The 16,822-nt window shown below is 42.1% G+C and carries 12 protein-coding genes; 9 read left to right on the top strand and 3 right to left on the bottom strand.

The genetic code is table 11. From position 1 onward, the window contains the following. Positions 1–23 precede the first annotated feature (23 nt). Complete coding sequence (locus B9Y89_RS18255) at positions 24–1,232, top strand: metal-dependent hydrolase family protein (RefSeq protein WP_085524602.1); 1,209 nt, start codon at positions 24–26, stop codon at positions 1,230–1,232. 66 nt (positions 1,233–1,298) lie between these two features. Here B9Y89_RS18255 and B9Y89_RS18250 read toward each other — a convergent pair whose 3' ends face one another. Beyond that, positions 1,299–2,489 carry a DUF819 family protein gene (locus B9Y89_RS18250; RefSeq protein WP_085524601.1) on the bottom strand — a complete coding sequence of 397 codons (1,191 nt, stop codon included), beginning with the start codon at positions 2,487–2,489 and terminating at the stop codon, positions 1,299–1,301. A gap of 297 nt (positions 2,490–2,786) precedes the next feature. Here B9Y89_RS18250 and B9Y89_RS18245 point away from each other — a divergent pair, with 297 nt between their 5' ends. Then, entirely contained in the window at positions 2,787–3,305 is a 519-nt protein-coding gene (locus B9Y89_RS18245) for a metal-dependent hydrolase (RefSeq protein ID WP_176222287.1), read from the top strand. Between the two features lie 76 nt (positions 3,306–3,381). After that, the gene (locus B9Y89_RS18240; RefSeq protein WP_085524599.1) at positions 3,382–4,755 is read left to right on the top strand and encodes an FAD-binding oxidoreductase; all 1,374 of its coding nucleotides are present in this window, start codon (positions 3,382–3,384) and stop codon (positions 4,753–4,755) included. A 200-nt stretch (positions 4,756–4,955) separates the two neighbouring features. Here B9Y89_RS18240 and rarD read toward each other — a convergent pair whose 3' ends face one another. Continuing rightward, positions 4,956–5,903: an EamA family transporter RarD gene (gene rarD, locus B9Y89_RS18235; protein WP_085524598.1), complete on the bottom strand. Its 948-nt coding sequence runs from the start codon at positions 5,901–5,903 to the stop codon at positions 4,956–4,958. Positions 5,904–6,107: 204 nt separating this feature from the next. Here rarD and B9Y89_RS18230 point away from each other — a divergent pair, with 204 nt between their 5' ends. From B9Y89_RS18230 to B9Y89_RS18210, 5 genes are all read left to right on the top strand, one after another. Then, positions 6,108–8,051: a lipoteichoic acid synthase gene (locus B9Y89_RS18230; RefSeq protein ID WP_085524597.1), complete on the top strand. Its 1,944-nt coding sequence runs from the start codon at positions 6,108–6,110 to the stop codon at positions 8,049–8,051. Between the two features lie 195 nt (positions 8,052–8,246). Next, complete coding sequence (locus tag B9Y89_RS18225) at positions 8,247–9,701, top strand: PTS mannitol transporter subunit IIBC (protein ID WP_085524596.1); 1,455 nt, start codon at positions 8,247–8,249, stop codon at positions 9,699–9,701. Positions 9,702–9,736: 35 nt separating this feature from the next. Further along, entirely contained in the window at positions 9,737–11,842 is a 2,106-nt protein-coding gene (locus tag B9Y89_RS18220; RefSeq protein ID WP_085524595.1) for a BglG family transcription antiterminator, read from the top strand. Between the two features lie 19 nt (positions 11,843–11,861). Next, positions 11,862–12,296, top strand: a complete 435-nt coding sequence (locus B9Y89_RS18215; protein ID WP_085524594.1) for a PTS mannitol transporter subunit IIA — start codon at positions 11,862–11,864, stop codon at positions 12,294–12,296. Then, a complete protein-coding gene (locus tag B9Y89_RS18210; protein ID WP_085524593.1) occupies positions 12,296–13,438 on the top strand; it encodes a mannitol-1-phosphate 5-dehydrogenase in 1,143 nt (380 codons plus the stop codon). Before B9Y89_RS18215 ends, B9Y89_RS18210 begins: the two co-directional genes overlap by 1 nt. Before the next feature lie 65 nt (positions 13,439–13,503). Here the strand turns inward: B9Y89_RS18210 and B9Y89_RS18205 are convergent, their stop codons facing one another. Next, positions 13,504–15,258 carry an alpha-glycosidase gene (locus B9Y89_RS18205; protein ID WP_085524592.1) on the bottom strand — a complete coding sequence of 585 codons (1,755 nt, stop codon included), beginning with the start codon at positions 15,256–15,258 and terminating at the stop codon, positions 13,504–13,506. Positions 15,259–15,531: 273 nt separating this feature from the next. Between B9Y89_RS18205 and B9Y89_RS18200 the strand changes: the two genes are divergently transcribed. After that, complete coding sequence (locus tag B9Y89_RS18200; protein WP_085524591.1) at positions 15,532–16,818, top strand: extracellular solute-binding protein; 1,287 nt, start codon at positions 15,532–15,534, stop codon at positions 16,816–16,818. The last annotated feature ends 4 nt before the right edge of the window (positions 16,819–16,822 follow it).

Here is a 16,822-nt window from a genome sequence, read left to right as displayed (position 1 = left end):
ATTAGAATATTAGGAGTCCTTATATGAAAACAAAAATCGAAAATATCGCATTATTTGACCAAATGAATCAATCGTTAACCCAAACCTCCCTATTATTTGATGAGACGGGCATTCTTGATGTTGGTGAACACGTTAATCATCAAGATACTGATCATGTCATCAGCGGTGAGGGGTTAACTGGCGTTCCTGGCTTGATAGACTCGCATGTTCACTTGTCAATGGATGGCAATCCTGATCCATTTCGGGAGCGGGTTGAAAACCTTGAAGCGGATGATGCTTACAAGGCGATGAGAAACGCGACAAAACAATTGGAAAGTGGTGTCGTGACTGTACGGAATGTTGGTTCAAAATATAATGTAGACATCGCCCTTCGTAACGCGATTGCAAAGGGACTGGTTGATGGGCCTCGAATTGCCGCATCAGGAGAGCCGATTGTCATGACCGGTGGCCACGCTCATTCAATGGCGATTGAGGCCGATGGTGTCGATGAGGTCCGTAAAGCAGCTCGTAAGCAATTAAAGTCAGGGGCAGATTTGCTCAAATTAATGGCAACCGGAGGTGTGATGACGCCGGGCGTTGATCCGAACTCTCCACAGCTCGGAGAAGATGAATTACGGGCTGCAAGCGTTGAAGCGACGCATGCAGGTAAAATAACCGCAGCTCATGCCCAAGGGATTGATGGGATCAAGAATACCATCCGCGCAGGAATTACAACGGTTGAGCATGGGATTTATCTAGACGATGAAGCGATTGAGATGATGCTTGAATATGGGACTTACCTCGTCCCAACGCTTGTCGCCCCTTACAACATTGTAGAACATGGGTTAGATGCAGGCATACCTGAGTATGCGGTTGAGAAGTCAAAAAGAGTTATGGCGCGTCATCAAGAAAGTTTTTATAAAGCTTATCAGGCCGGTGTGAAAATCGCTGCTGGAACGGATGCCGGGACACCTTTCAATTTCCATGGTAAGTTTGTAAAAGAACTTGAATTAATGGTGGACAACGGTATGTCACCTGGTGATGTTTTACGTTCAGCAACATTGACAGCGGCACAGGCGATGAAGATTGATGCGCAAACGGGATCTCTCGAGGTAGGTAAGGCGTGCGATCTCCTAATAGTAGAAGGGAATCCGCTTGAAGATATGGCTTCACTGAGGAATGTGGTTGCTGTTTATAAAGAAGGACAATGTCTATTTAATCAAAAGGAAAGTAGTCCCTCAAGAACTACGTGAGGATCAATAAATAAGAACGTAAATATGAAAAACGACCTGACTTAGATCAGGTCGTTTTCTAATTGACTACATAATAAACATTTGTGCAAGTTTACCGCATAGTAGGGCCCCGTAAGTGCCGATGATATTACCTACAATACCCATCAACAGACCGACGGGTGCGAGAGACGATTGAAAAACGGATGCCACGATGGGGGCGGAACTTGTCCCGCCGATATTGCCTTGCGATCCGACGGCAACAAAGAATAATGGTGCACGAAGCAAACGGGCCGCTGTAAAAAGACAAATAATGTGAATGGCGAGCCAGACAATCCCCATGAGGATAAATGCGGGTGCATCTATAATAGAAGCCAGGTTGGCTTGGGCCCCAATGGCGGTTAAGAAAAGGTAAATCCCCATATAGCCAATTTTGCTTGCGCCATAGTATTCAAGCTGACGGACTTTAGTAAATGATAATAGAATTCCGACGAGGGTAATAATGATGAATGTCCAAGTAGAGGCATTCATCACCTCACTTTTTGGAATCCAGTCCATTTGGGCAAGCAACCGGATGAGATAAGATCCGGCAAAACCGACACCAATGATGCCAAATAACTGTGGTAATTGCAGTGGCTTCTGATTTTTTTCAACATCAGAGGCGATATCTTCATTAACCTGCTTAATCACCGAGTTATCTGCCTTGTTCCAACGATTGAATTTGTCTTGGAAATTGGATAGTGCAATCATCACACCCATCCAACTGATACCCACAAGTGTGTCCGTGATGATAATTGGACTCATAATATCATCAGGTGTACTGAAGGCTTCAATCATAGCGCCCATATTGGCTGTCCCGCCGATCCAACTGCCGGCAAGTGCACCGACACCTCGCCATGCATCTTCAGGCAACAGCGAGTGGAAAAGGGCGAACGCAATTGGACCGCCGATGATGACGCCGACCGTCCCGGCTAAAAATACGAAAAGGGCCTTACTGCCAAGTTTTAAAGTGGCAGGCACGTTCGCGCTTAGCATTAATAATAATAAACCCGCTGGTAACATATAAGTGCTCATAAAGCTATACAAGTCCGAACTTTGCGGTAAAATGCCAACAGTGGTTGAGATCATGGGCAAGAAATACATCCAAATTAATGGCGGAGCATAACGAAATAGCTTTTGAAAGCCTTTCTTTTTAACGGTTGATAACATAAACACGATGGCGACAATGGCACTTAAGTAAGCAAATATTGCCATAGGCTCCGTGATTAATGGCTGATTCATCTTTTGTGACACTCCTTCTTGATGTAGAAATTCATGAAATTGTGAAAAAATTAATCGAACATTGTCGACAAGTCACAAATATAACACAATTGTCTCCATATTGATAGAGGCAAAAAATGCATGTCGTTTCTTGCCAGCAGCATTCCCCGGGAAATGTCGATTTCGAATCCTTGGATATCGATTCTGATGGGAAGGGTTCAAGCCTGTGCAGTGAAGATGATTGACATGTTTTAAGCACTGGTCTAATCTTGATATCATCTTCAAAGAAACAATTCAAAAAGAAGGAGTTCGTCCATTGTGCGTGCAGTCAGTCATCAAAACTTCGGTCTTCTATGGGGACTCATTTCTATTACACTATTACAGCTGACCCACTGGGTGCCTCATCATTTAATAGCAACCAGCTTGTATTTTCTATTGGTCCTGATCGGTTCAGCGATACCTGATTTGGATCAACCTAATAGTTATCTTGGAAGACGACTTAAAATCATTTCGATTCCATTAAGTACTATTTTTGGTCACAGACGTTTCACCCATTCGATTTTATTTATGATTCTCATGTATTGGATTGGGAGATGGACCGTCGACCACACAGATATTCAATTCTTTTACATAAAAGGTCTTCTTATTGGTATGGGCTCACATATTGCCGGTGACTTCCTGACAAAAAGCGGTGTTCCGCTATTATTTCCATTAACAAAGAAGCGATTTCGATTTCTTGTCACTTTTAAAACAGGATCGATAAAGGAACATCAAGTAACGACGGTCATATTCATTATTAATATTTTTTTTATTTTATCGTTTGTGAATTTGATTTAGATGAAGGATATTGTTGAAAGGAAAGCGAATAAAATTGAAATAAAACTTATTTTTATAAAATTCCGGAGGGGAACCTATGACTGTAGAAGTTGAAGCATTGAAAAGTCTATTAGGTGGTGCGGATCAAGTTAAAACGGGACCGTCGGCTATCGACGAACATGGTAGAGATATGACATATCATCCTTTAGCTGAGCCTGAAGCTGTTGTTTTTCCACAAAGTACTGAAGACGTGGCTGAAGTTGTTAAGTGGGCTGTGGGGACAGCGACCCCCATTGTGCCTTACGGTGTGGGAAGCAGCCTAGAAGGACATATTCTTCCCGTTGAGGGGGGAATTAGTGTCGATTTTGCAGAGATGAACCAAGTCATTGATATTCGTCCTGACGATTTTATGGTTAAAGTACAGCCAGGCGTCACACGTCATCAACTGAATCAATCATTAAAGAGATATGGCCTGTTTTTCCCGGTAGATCCAGGTGCTGATGCGAGTCTTGGTGGTATGGCAGCAACCAATGCAAGCGGAACTAATACGGTTTGTTACGGTGGCATGCGGCAAAATACGCTAGCCCTTAAAGTTGTAATGGCTGACGGTCGTGTGATTGATGTGGGTAGTGAGGCACTGAAAACATCGGCAGGCTACGATCTCAAAGATCTCATCATAGGCTCTGAGGGGACATTAGGAGTCATCACCGAGTTAACGTTGAAATTGACGGGGATTCCAGAAGTGACTAAAGCGGGTAAGGCTGTATTTTCATCTGTGAGAGACGCGGGGGCCGCCGCGGAAAATATTTTAAAAGCTGGCCTTCCGGTGAGTCGGATGGAACTCGTTGACGAGTATACGGTGGCCGCGGTTAATGAGCATAGTCAGACCGATTATCCTGAAGCCCCATCCTTGTTCTTGGAGTTTGCCGGGGGAGAACAAGCCGTTAACGAGCAAATTGATTTTGCACAAGACATTATGCAGTCGGAAAACCTTGTTTCTATGCAGTTTGAGGCAGATGAGCAAGCCCGCAACGAACTTTGGCGGGCTCGGCATGAGGCGGCGTTAGCCGTTGTCGGTTTGACTCCGGGCAAAATGCTGACCTCTACTGATGTTGCGGTTCCAATTTCAGAACTCACTGAAGCCATTGTTACAACAAGACAATTATTGGACCAGCATCATTATACACAAGCTGCTTTATTCGGGCATGTTGGTGACGGTAATTTTCACGTCGTCATCGGTGTTGACCGGGACAATCTTGATGAAGTGGCCGCCTACAAAGAAGTGAATCATCAAATCGTTGACTATGCGCTTAGTAAAGGGGGCACTTCTACGGGTGAACACGGTGTCGGAATTGGGAAACGGGAATATTTATTGAAGGAACACGGTCAAGGTGTTGATGTCATGAAGACGATTAAGCAAGCCTTGGATCCAAAGCATCTGCTTAATCCTGGTAAAATATTTTTAGATTAGTTTAATAAAGGCTGTTTTCGTAAATGATGTTGCTTTTTGACCTCGAAGTGCATCGTAGTAACCGCTCCGGAGAGTGACTGCCAGGAACGGCAATCAACATAGCTTATTTATTTGGTATTTTATAGTTTTTCTGCATAACAACAATCTTTGATAAAACAGCCTAGAAAAAACGCAGAAGCCTCTGAGACTTCTGCGTTTCTTTACTTAGCATAGCTGTTTGAATGTTTTCGAAATAACTTATTTTCAAGACGGACAAGCCATCTTGTCCGGGAAAGGCTGAACAGGATCAGTGATACCCATATTAATATAAAAGAAAGCAATCGATCATGGTTAAACGGCTCGTGATATAGGATAATCCCGAGAATAAGCATGATGGTAGGGGCAATGTATTGGAAAAATCCGACCATCGCGAGTGAAATACGATTAGCTCCGGTAGCAAATAGGAGTAAAGGGACCGCCGTGATAATACCTGCTCCAATTAATAACAACGCCACCTTAGGTTCAGTGAACGTAAATGCACCGCCTCCGTTGGTATCAATGTAAAATAGGTACAATAAGGCAACGGGTGTCATAATTAATGTTTCGATCGTTAAGCCTGTCATTGCTCCCATTTTGACAAGTTTTTTCAATAGACCATAAAGCCCGAAGCTCATGGCCAGCATAAGGGCAACCCAAGGAAAGACCCCGACTTGTATGGTCATCATCAATACTCCGATAAAAGCTAATACAAAGGATATGATTTGCCAGAATGATAGCTTTTCTTTTAAAAATAATACCCCCAATAGAACGCTGATCAGTGGATTAATATAATATCCAAGACTTGCCTGAACAACGTGATCATGGCCAACAGCCCAAATATAAGTATACCAATTGATGCTGATCACAATGGATGCTCCAGTGATGATGAGCAGCTTTTTAGGTGTTTTGACTATGGCTCGAAGGTCAGTAAAGAAACGCTTCAGTTTTCCACTAACAAGTAGAACAACGATCATAAAGACAAAGGACCAAACAATACGGTGTCCGAGTACTTCCTGAGCAGATGCTGCATCGATTAATTTCCAGTAAATCGGCATAACTCCCCATAGGGTATAAGCGCCGACGGCTGCTAGTGCGCCGATGAGTGGGTCATTGGATTGGTTCGTCTTCACCTCTTGTCACCCCGTTTCTAATAAATAGTTAATAAACATATTTTAGTTAGTCAAAGTGTGATTTTCAAGGAAAATGATTTAAAAAAATGATCAAAAGATGTTTTCAAAATGTGAAAATATGTTATGATAATAAAATGTGATAATCAAAGACCTACTATATAAATAAATGACTAGTGTTTTCAATAGTTTGGGAGGTCATTAGAATTGAATTGGTTAACTAAAGTAAAAAATGCTTTATTGGATCGTAAATTGCTGTTTTTCTACACAGCTGTTGTTTTACTCTGGTTAAAATCTTATATTGTCTATCAAATTGAATTTAACTTAGGTATTGAGAATACCCTTCAAAAATTTCTTTTATTGATTAATCCGATCAGCTCGGCATTATTTTTCTTAGGAATAGCTTTATTTTTCAAAGGTAGAAAGCGATATTGGGCGATTATTGTTATTGACTTTGTCATGTCGTTTTTATTATATGCCAATGTTGCTTATTATCGTTTTTTCAATGACTTCATTACGCTACCGACGATCATGCATCCTAATGATGCGGGTGAGCTAAAGGATAGTGCCTTTGCACTTATGCATGGAGCAGATATTTTCTATTTCTTGGATACAATCATTCTCATATTGTTGGTTGTTTTCCGTTCCGTTCAACCTCACCAAACTGCTCCTATAAAAAAACGCAAAATCGGATTGGTGTTTGCCTCCGCTATCATTATTTTTGCAGCAAACCTAGGTTTTGCTGAAGCGGACCGCCCGCAATTATTGACGCGTTCATTTGACCGGACTTATTTGGTCAAATATCTAGGTCAATATAATTATCAGTTGTATGATGCGGTGACGAGTGTTAAATCATCAACTCAACGTGCGTTGGCAAGTAGTAATGATTTGACCGAAGTCAAAAACTTTGTGGATGCTAATCAAACGAAACCATCTAAGCAATATTTTGGCGCCGCCAAAGATATGAATGTGGTATATATCTCGATGGAATCGTTGCAGAACTTTGTTATAGGTAAAAAAATTAAGGGTCAAGAGGTTACACCGTTCTTAAATCATCTTACCCATGACCAGAACACATTTTATTTTGATAACTTTTTCCATCAAGTGGGACAAGGAAAAACATCTGATGCTGAGTTTATGATGGCCAATTCATTATATCCTTTGCCGAGCGGTGCGGTGTCGATGCAAAAAGCACAAAATACGTACCAAGCTCAACCGGCCATTCTGAATCAAAATGGGTATACGACGGCATCGTTCCACGGTAACTCCAAAACATTCTGGAACCGTGATCAAATGTATAAGTCATTTGGTATTCAAAAGTTCTTTGATTCAAGTTATTACGATATGAGTGACGAGAATGTTATTAATTATGGAATGAAGGATAAACCGTTCTTTAAACAATCCATGCCTTATTTGAAAGATTTAAAAGAACCGTTTGAAGCTAAATTTTTAACATTGTCAAATCACTTTCCATTCGAGTTGGATAAGGGTGACGTCAATTTCCCTTCTGCCGGGACAAATGACAGTGTTGTTAATGGGTATTTCCAGACGGCCCACTATATGGATCAAGCTTTAAAACAGTTCTTCGGTTATTTAAAAGAATCAGGCTTGTATGATCATACGGTTGTGGTGATGTATGGTGATCACTATGGGATTTCAACGAATCACAACCAAGCCATGAAACAAGTGACGGGTGATCCGATCACCCCATATAAAAATGCCCAATTGCAGCGTGTACCCCTATTCATACACGTACCGGGTGTGAAAGGGAATGTTGTTCACCAATATGGTGGTGAAGTTGACGTTCGTCCGACGGTGCTTCATCTATTAGGTCTTAAGACCAATGATTATATTTCTTTAGGTTCAGACTTGTTATCACCTGATCACCAAGAAATCGTGCCGTTCCGTAATGGTAACTTTGTTACCCCTAACTACACATCGATTGATGATAAGTGTTATGAGAATCCGACAGGTAAAGTCGTCGATAAGCAGCAATGTCAGCCAGCTGGGAAGGTTGCCCGTGATGAACTGAAATTCTCTGATAAAATTGTCTACGGTGACTTACTTCGCTTCTATGATCTAAAAGGTTTTACACCGGTCAATCCGGATGACTATGATTATACAAGAGATAAAAAAGCAGATAATAAATAAAGCATAGATATGACTGTCGCCTTTTTGGCGGCAGTTTTTTTTTTGTTTATTCATCTATTAAGTTTTGTCAACAATGCTTATGACGAAAGGCGATTAAGTCTTTATTGTGATAATCGGTACTAGGATTTAACATAATAAGAGTGATTATACTTATTGTCGAATCAGTGAGAAAGACATGTAAGAGGGGGATGAAGAATGTCACAAGAAACGGCAACCGCTGGGACGAACAGCGGAAGTAATAAAGGTGTCAAAGCCAAAGTGCAACGTTTTGGCAGTTACTTAAGTGGTATGGTGATGCCGAACATCGGTGCGTTTATTGCTTGGGGACTGATTACTGCCTTATTCATTCCAAGTGGATGGTTCCCTAATGAGCATCTGGCAGAATTGGTTGATCCAATGATCAATTATTTATTGCCTTTGTTAATTGGTTACACTGGCGGTAAAATCATTCACGATGTTAGAGGCGGCGTCGTCGGTGCCTTAGCCACCATTGGTGTGGTTGCTGGTGCGGATATGCCTATGCTCTTAGGCGGCATGATTATGGGGCCGCTTGGCGGTTATGTGATTAAGAAATTCGATGATGCGATCGAGGGTAAAATAAAACAAGGGTTAGAAATGCTCGTCAATAATTTTTCAGCTGGGATTCTCGGCGGAATTTTGACCATACTAGGTTTTCTAGCCATTGGGCCGGTTATTGAAGGCCTAAGTGCAATCTTAGAACAAGGGGTTCAACTCATTTTAGATGCTGGCTTATTACCACTTGCCAGTATATTTATTGAACCCGCGAAAGTCTTATTCTTAAATAATGCGATTAATCACGGTGTGTTAGTTCCGATTGCAGCTGAGCAAGCAGCAGAAACGGGTAAGTCTATCTTATATCTTTTAGAACCCAATCCAGGTCCCGGACTGGGCATTTTGCTTGCTTTTTGGTTTGCAGGGAAAGGATCTGCTAAATCTTCGGCACCGGGAGCAGCGTTCATTCACCTTATCGGTGGGGTTCATGAAATTTACTTCCCATACGTTTTGATGAAGCCTGCGTTGATTCTTTCAGTCATCTTGGGTGGTGTCAGCGGCGTATTTACCTTTAGTTTGTTTGATGCTGGTCTTACAGCTGTTCCATCGCCAGGGAGTATTATTGCATTATTGTTGATGACCCCTAAAGGCAATTTTATTGGGGTTATTGTGGGCGTCATTGTATCGGCGGTTGTTTCCTTTGTTGTCTCTAGCTTCATTTTAAAGAGGAGCAAAGATGACGATAATGAAGAAGATTTGTCTGAAGCAACGAAGAAAATGGAAGAAATGAAAGGCAAGGAAAGCAGTGTCGGCGATACCCTTAAGCAGGAGTCATCCGAAGTTACCGCGGATCACATTGATAAAATTGTGTTTGCTTGTGACGCCGGTATGGGTTCGAGTGCCATGGGCGCATCGCTTCTAAAAGACAAGGTGAAAAAAGCCGGGCTTTCAGTTGAAGTAACAAATACAGCCATTAACCAGCTGCCAAATGATGCTGATTTGGTTGTGACGCATCAAGATCTAACGGAGCGTGCCAAAGAAAAGTTACCAGATGCGCAACATGTATCTGTAGAAAACTTCTTAAGTAGTCCAAAATATGATGAATTGATGGAACAATTAAAGAAGGATGAGGAATAAATAGGGAAACATCCTGGAGCAGGGATGGATGCGACATGTATGTATCTGCACGAGAACGACAATTGATCGAAGTGATCCTAACTCATAATGAAGCAATACCGGTTCATGATCTGGCTGCTCAATTAGAGGTGAGTACACGGACCGTTCATAGAGATTTGCAAGCTTTGGACACCTTACTAAATGCCTATGAATTGTCACTCACTAAAAAGTCAGGGACAGGCGTTCGTATTGAAGGGGCCGATGAACAAAAAAGACGGCTATTATCATCTCTTGATGAGATGGCTGGTGTGGAATACACACCAAAAGAACGTCGCGCCTATATGCTGTGTGAGCTATTGGATGCCCATGAACCGGTTAAGCTTCATGCGTTATCTCATGATTTAAAGGTGACAGTAGCAACGGTGAGTCATGATCTTGATGAACTGGAAACATGGTTGACGTCATTGGGACTTGAGTTAATTCGTAAACGTGGCTATGGTGTCAAGGTCGAAGGCAGTGAGCGGGCAAGGCGGCGAGCTTTAAGTCAACTGTTAGTCAACAATATTGATGAATCAACATTTGTCTCGGTTGTGAAACAAAATCTTCAAGATAAAGTGACGCATCGCCAAAATCTTATATCCAACCGGCTGCTGGGACTTGTTCATGAACAACGCTTACGAACAGTTGAGGCGATTACTGAACAATTGGTTGCCAAGTTCCCTTACAAAATCGCAGATAGCGCATTTATCGGATTAACTGTCCATCTTGCTTTGGCGATAGAGCGATTGATACAGGGGGAAGAGATCGCGTTTGACCCGGAAACTCTTCAAATTTTACAGGCATCGGAAGAGTATGCTTATGCCCAAGAATTAGCTGACAGGGTTGAGGAGCAATTCAACATTAAAGTGCCTGATGAAGAAATTGGCTTTATTACCATGCATTTACGAGGGGCTAAGTTACGCAACGACCAGGCTTTCGTACTTGAAGATACAAATATGGAAGTGGCGACAAAGGTCAAACAGTTAATCAAAGCGATGGAGAAACAGACGGGTACAGAATTATCAACGGACCCTTCCCTTTTCAAAGGGTTGGTTGTTCATTTGGAGCGAGCTTTATATCGAATTCAGCAGCATCTGCGCATTGATAATCCATTGCTAGGCAAAGTCAAGGAAGACTATGCAACACTGTTTATCCTTGTCAAGGAAAGTATGGATCATTTATTTCCTGATATAGATATCCCGGATGCAGAAATTGGCTTTTTGGTGATGCACATCGGTTCCGTTCTTGAGTATCAACGTCCGGCCCAATCTCTAAGCGCATTGACGATTTGTTCAAGTGGTATCGGCTCTTCTAAAATGTTAGCAACCAGAATTCGGAAAGATTTTCCGGAGATTGAACAGTTACAGAACGCTTCCTTATTTGACTTAAATCATATTGATGTCCATCATTTTGACGTTATCATATCGACGATTCCGCTTCCTATAGAAGAAAGTGAGTATATATTGGTTAATCCGTTCCTAACTGAGGAAGATACACAAAAGATTCATGCCGCGATGAACCAACATCAATATGAAGTGAAGAAAAGTGAAACGTTAACAACGGAAACGCAGCTAATGGATGGCGAGGAAACAAAGGCTGATTTGAACTTTTTTCAAAACGTTAAGGAAGCTTCAACGGTTATTATGAAGGTCATGAAGCACTTTCAATTGATGGCCATTGACGGAAAACAAACCACACATGAGGTTTTACTGGAAGCCTGTCAGTCATTGGCTCAAAAAGGGGCAATTACCACGCCTGAAACCATTGTCCGCAAGCTCAAACGACGGGAAAGCCAAGGTGGTTTAGGCATTCCAGGAACGACGTTAGCTTTATATCATGCAAGAAATGATGCAGTTGTCGAACCTTCTTTTACGATTTATGCATTGGAACATCCATTAACGGTGCAAGCCATGGATGGGAGCTCGCAGGCTGTTCACAGGGTATTGCTGCTATTATCACCTGATGACTTTTCAGAGACAGGGCTTGAGTTGCTCAGTTTAATCAGTGCATTAATGATTGAGAGTGAATCGATCACCAATGACTTTGAAACAGGTACTGAAAAGACCATTCATGATTTGTTATCGGGGCGATTTCGTCAGTATTTAATAGAAAGAATGCAATAAGCACAAAGGAGATTGACATATGAATAATATTCTGTCAGAAAGTAACATCCATATAGATCAAAGTTTTGCAAGTAAAGATGAGGCCATTCAGTTTGCCGGACAAGTGCTTGTCGATAACGGTTATGTCGAAACGTCTTATGTTGACGAGATGTATCAACGTGAAGCCTCCGTCTCAACTTTTATGGGGAATGGGGTCGCCATCCCACATGGAACGGATGAAGCTAAAGATTTTGTTAAGGAATCAGGTTTGTCGATTGTAACGGTTCCTAAGGGTGTCGATTGGGGTGGACAGACAGCGCATCTTATTATCGGCATTGCGGGCAAAGGGAATGAACACCTTGAAATTCTACAAAAAATTGCCTTAGTTGTGGCTGATCAGGATCAGGTTAACAAAATCGTCAATGCCGCATCTAAAGAGGACGTTCTTTCTTTGTTCGATTTGGGTGAGGACTAATGAAAGCAATCCACTTTGGAGCTGGAAATATTGGTCGAGGCTTTATCGGCGCTTTACTGGCGCAATCCCGGTATCAAGTCTATTTTGTTGATATCAATGATGACGTGGTGAATCAGCTAAAGACTGAACAAAGCTACAACGTCATTTTAGCGGGTGAGGAACAGACAACAGAAACCATCGATCATGTCACGGCTTTGAATACGAACTCTGAAAGACAACAGGTTGTTGAACAAATGGCGCAGGCCGATATTGTCACAACGGCTGTGGGGCCAAATGTCTTACCCATCATTAGTGACGTGATTGCTGAAGGCCTGGATCGCCGGTTATCTACCCATGCTGCACCACTTAATTTGATTGCCTGTGAGAATATGGTCGGCGGCGGGGATGCTCTTAAGGCGGCTGTCAAGGAACACCTATCAGTTGAACCGGATACATGGGACGAGCCATTTGGTTTTCCCAATGCCGCGGTTGATCGCATTGTTCCCATGCAATCTAGTGCAGGCATTGATGTCGCGGTTGAACCCTTTTATGAATGGGTCGTTGATCAAAGTGGGATAGTGGGTGAAGCACCGGACGTGAAAGGTATCACTTACGTTGATGATTTACAGCCGTATATTGAACGTAAATTGTTCACGGTGAATACCGGGCACGCGATCACCGCCTATCTTGGCTATGCCAAAGGCTTATCAACGATTAAAGAAGCGATTGAAACACCTTCTATAAGAGAGAGCGTCGAGTGTGCTCTTAGTGAAACCGGTGAGCTCCTCATACAGAAGCATGGCTTTAATCGTACGGAACATGAAGCGTACGTGCAAAAAATTATTGAGCGGTTCCGTAACCCCAATATCTCTGATGAGGTCACGAGGGTTGCTCGTACGCCGATCCGAAAGTTAGGCCATGATGAGCGTTTGGTTAGCCCAGCTAGGCAGCTACTGGATATTAACCAAGAATCCTCTGTAACCTACTTAGCAACAGGCATTGCCGCGGCCTTACAATATGACTATAGTGAGGATCCAGAAGCGGTTCAATTGCAAGCAAGCATTGAAGAACAAGGGCTGGAAGCAACGCTAGCTGATATCACGCAATTACCTCAAGATCATCCGTTGTTCGCTTTGATCTTAGAGCAGACGCACCGATTATAAAAAGGGAGCCTTGAAATGAGGCTTCCTTCAAAAGGCATCGGTTGTTAACCGATGCCTAATATAAATTATTGGATTTTCACCATTGCAAAGCCATAAGGACTTATTTCTAAGGAACTGACTTCTGACGACAAGGCAACGCCAGTCCAAAGGTTCTTGATGTTTCTCCCGTTGAATTCGTTCGGGATAGCAACGTTCAATGTTTGATTCAAATTGTTAACAGCAATCAGAATCGTTTCGCTTTCATAACTTTTGGAGAAAAGGATGTGGTTTGTGGTGTCATTTGTTTCGATAAAACGTAGACTACCGCTGTTACCAAAAGCCTTTTCCGTTTTTCGCAGTGAAATCAGTCTTTTAAAAAACTCGAATAATTCACGATCTTGATTATCTTCTTCCCAGATCATGCATGCCCTGCATCCCGGGTCTCCTCCGCCGCTCATACCTATTTCGTCGCCGTAATAAATACAAGGAGTGCCGGCAAAAGAAAGTTGTAACAAATAGAGTAATTTTGCCTTATCCTTATTTCCGCCGCACTCTGTTAATACTCGAGGGGTGTCATGGCTTCCGAGCAAATTAAAAGCGACTTCATTAACGTTTTCAGGATAAGCATTAAGCACGTGAGAGATTTCATCGGCGAAGGCTTCAGCTTTCCGTTCGTCTTTTGCCAAATATTCTAGGGCGGCTGTCGTAAATGGGTAATTCATCACCGCATCAAATTGATCACCGTGCAGCCACGGCATGGAGTCGTGCCAAATTTCGCCGAGAATATAGACATCATCTTTAACGGACTTAACAACCTTCCGAAAGTCACGCCAAAATTGATGATCTACTTCGTTAGCAACATCAAGCCGCCACCCGTCAATGTCAAATTCTTCGATCCAATATTTTGCGACATTCAGTAAATATTCCTTGACCTCCGGGTTCTCCGTGTTGAGCTTTGGCATGTTAGGTTCGAACGCAAACGTGTCATAGTTGGGTTTCGGCTCAGTTTGTACCGGAAATTCCCAAAGGTGGAACCAGTCGGTATACTTGGAATCTTGACCTTTTTCAAGGACATCTTGAAATGGAGAGAAATAATAACCACTATGGTTAAACACCGCATCCAACATGACACGGATCCCCCTGTCATGGCATTTTTGAACCAGACGCTTGAACGTTTTCTTATCACCGAATTGCGGATCGATTTCCATGTAGTCGATGGTATCGTATTTGTGGTTGGAATAGGCTTTGAAGATCGGTGTGAAATAAATGCCGCTAATGCCAAGTTCGGTTAGGTAATCAAGATGTTCAATCACGCCTTCAAAGTCTCCGCCGAAAAAATTGTTTTGTCCCGGCTTTTTGCTTCCCCATTCTAAAGTTCCTTCTGGATTGATGGAGGCATCCCCGTTGGCGAACCGTTCTGGGAATATTTGATACCAAACCGTGTCCTTTACCCAATCAGGAGCCTGAAAAACGTCAATCGCATTTAAGAATGGAAAGCAGAAGTAAAATCCAGTGTGACTTGGCGCTTCCTTATAGAATCCTTTCTCAGTAAAAACAACCGTTTCATTTTCGTCTACAATCTCAAATCCGTAACGCATACGGCGATAGGAAGGTTTGATCTCAACAAACCAGTAGTCAAACAAGTGGTCGGAGGCAATCCGCTCCATGGCTGTTTTGGACGTTTGCCATTTTTCGTCTTTCCAATTGTAAGGGTCTCCATGAATTAACGATACATGATCGATATCGTTCTTTTTTGTTTGGAGGCGGATGTGCAAGGTTTCATCATCATAAGCGTAAGCAAAGTTATTCTTTGGGCGGTGATCAATCGCTTCTTTTAACATTTGAATCTTCTCCCTTCTTTGACGCACAAAAAAACAACCCTTATCCTGTTTCGGAAAACGGGGTTGTTGTAAAAATACCAAAGCATTGCCCTTTAATTAATATTCATTCTAACACTTCAAAAATGAAGGTCAATAAATTTTATGAAAAATAACGAAAACGGTTGCGCAATTAAAAAGAGGCATTTATAATTAAGAGTGCAAACGGTTTCATTCTCTTTTTTTTGAGAGTGGCGCAAACGATTGCATTAATTATTATTTTATGGAGGGGTCAAAGTGAAAAAAATAGCTTCATTGCTATTAATCCTTGTGATGTTGATGGGTGTTCTTGCGGCATGTGGACCGGGCGAATCGGGGTCAGGCGGCACGAGTGAAGACAGTGACAAGTCTAAGAGTTCAAAAGATTCAGGTGAAGCAACAAAACCTGAAAAACTTGTTGTTTGGGAAGATGAAGATCGAGGCGTCGCTTTAGAACCAGCAATTGCGAGTTTTGAAGAAAAATACGGCATTGAAGTTGAATATAAAGAATTTCCAATGATTGATATTAAGAAGGATCTTCGGCTTGATGGACCGGCAGGAAAAGGGCCAGATGTACTAACACTGCCGCACGATCAAATTGGTGCTCTAGCTGTTCAAGGTTTGCTAGAACCCATTGATGTCGAGCAATCAGTCATTGACAAATTTACAAAGTCTTCAATTACAGCATTGACTTTCAAGGGTCAATTATACGGCTTGCCAAAAGCGGTCGAGACGCCAATATTTGTTTATAACAAAAAATACATGGACAAAGCGCCGGAAACTTTCGAAGAGTTGTGGCAATTCTCTAAGGAATTCACGAAAAACGGGAAATATGGTTTCTTAGCACTTTGGGATAATTATTACTATTCTCATGCTATAACAGGTGGATTTGGTGGATATACGTTTAAAAACAATGACGGTACATTAGACAAGACTGATCTAGGTATTAACAACAAGGGTGCTATCAAAGGCACAAAATATATTGAAAAGTGGTATGAGTCAGGTTTATTCCCAAAAGGTATTATTGGAAAAAGCGGTGGTTCAACGATGAACGGGCTATTTACTAATGGAAAGGTAGCCTCAAAAATGGATGGACCTTGGGCATTCCAAGCGCTGGAAGATGCCGGGATTGAATACGGGGCTTCTCCGCTTCCAAAGCTGCCTAATGGTGAATATCCTGAAACGTTTATCGGTGTTAAGGGTTGGCATGTCAGTGCCTACTCAAAGCATAAGGAATGGTCAACAAAACTCGTAAAATGGATAACTAATAAGGAAAATGCAAAGATTCGTTATAAAAAAACAGGTGAAATTCCACCCATAAAATCACTCATCAACGACCCACTTATTCAAGACAATGAAGAAGCAAAAGCAGTTTTCGTACAAGCAAAACGAGGTATTCCAACACCAAATATTCCGGCAATGAGTCAAGTTTGGTCACCAATGGCATCCGCACTTCAATTGGTTGCGACGGGTAAACAGGAGCCTGAGTCAGCGCTTGATCAAGCAGTGAAACAAATCAAAACAAAAATTAAAGCAATGAAGTAATGCA

This window comes from Tuberibacillus sp. Marseille-P3662 (assembly GCF_900178005.1).
In the GTDB taxonomy this organism is placed as follows: domain Bacteria; phylum Bacillota; class Bacilli; order Bacillales; family Sporolactobacillaceae; genus Marseille-P3662.
This window is presented reverse-complemented; position numbering and strand designations above follow the sequence as displayed.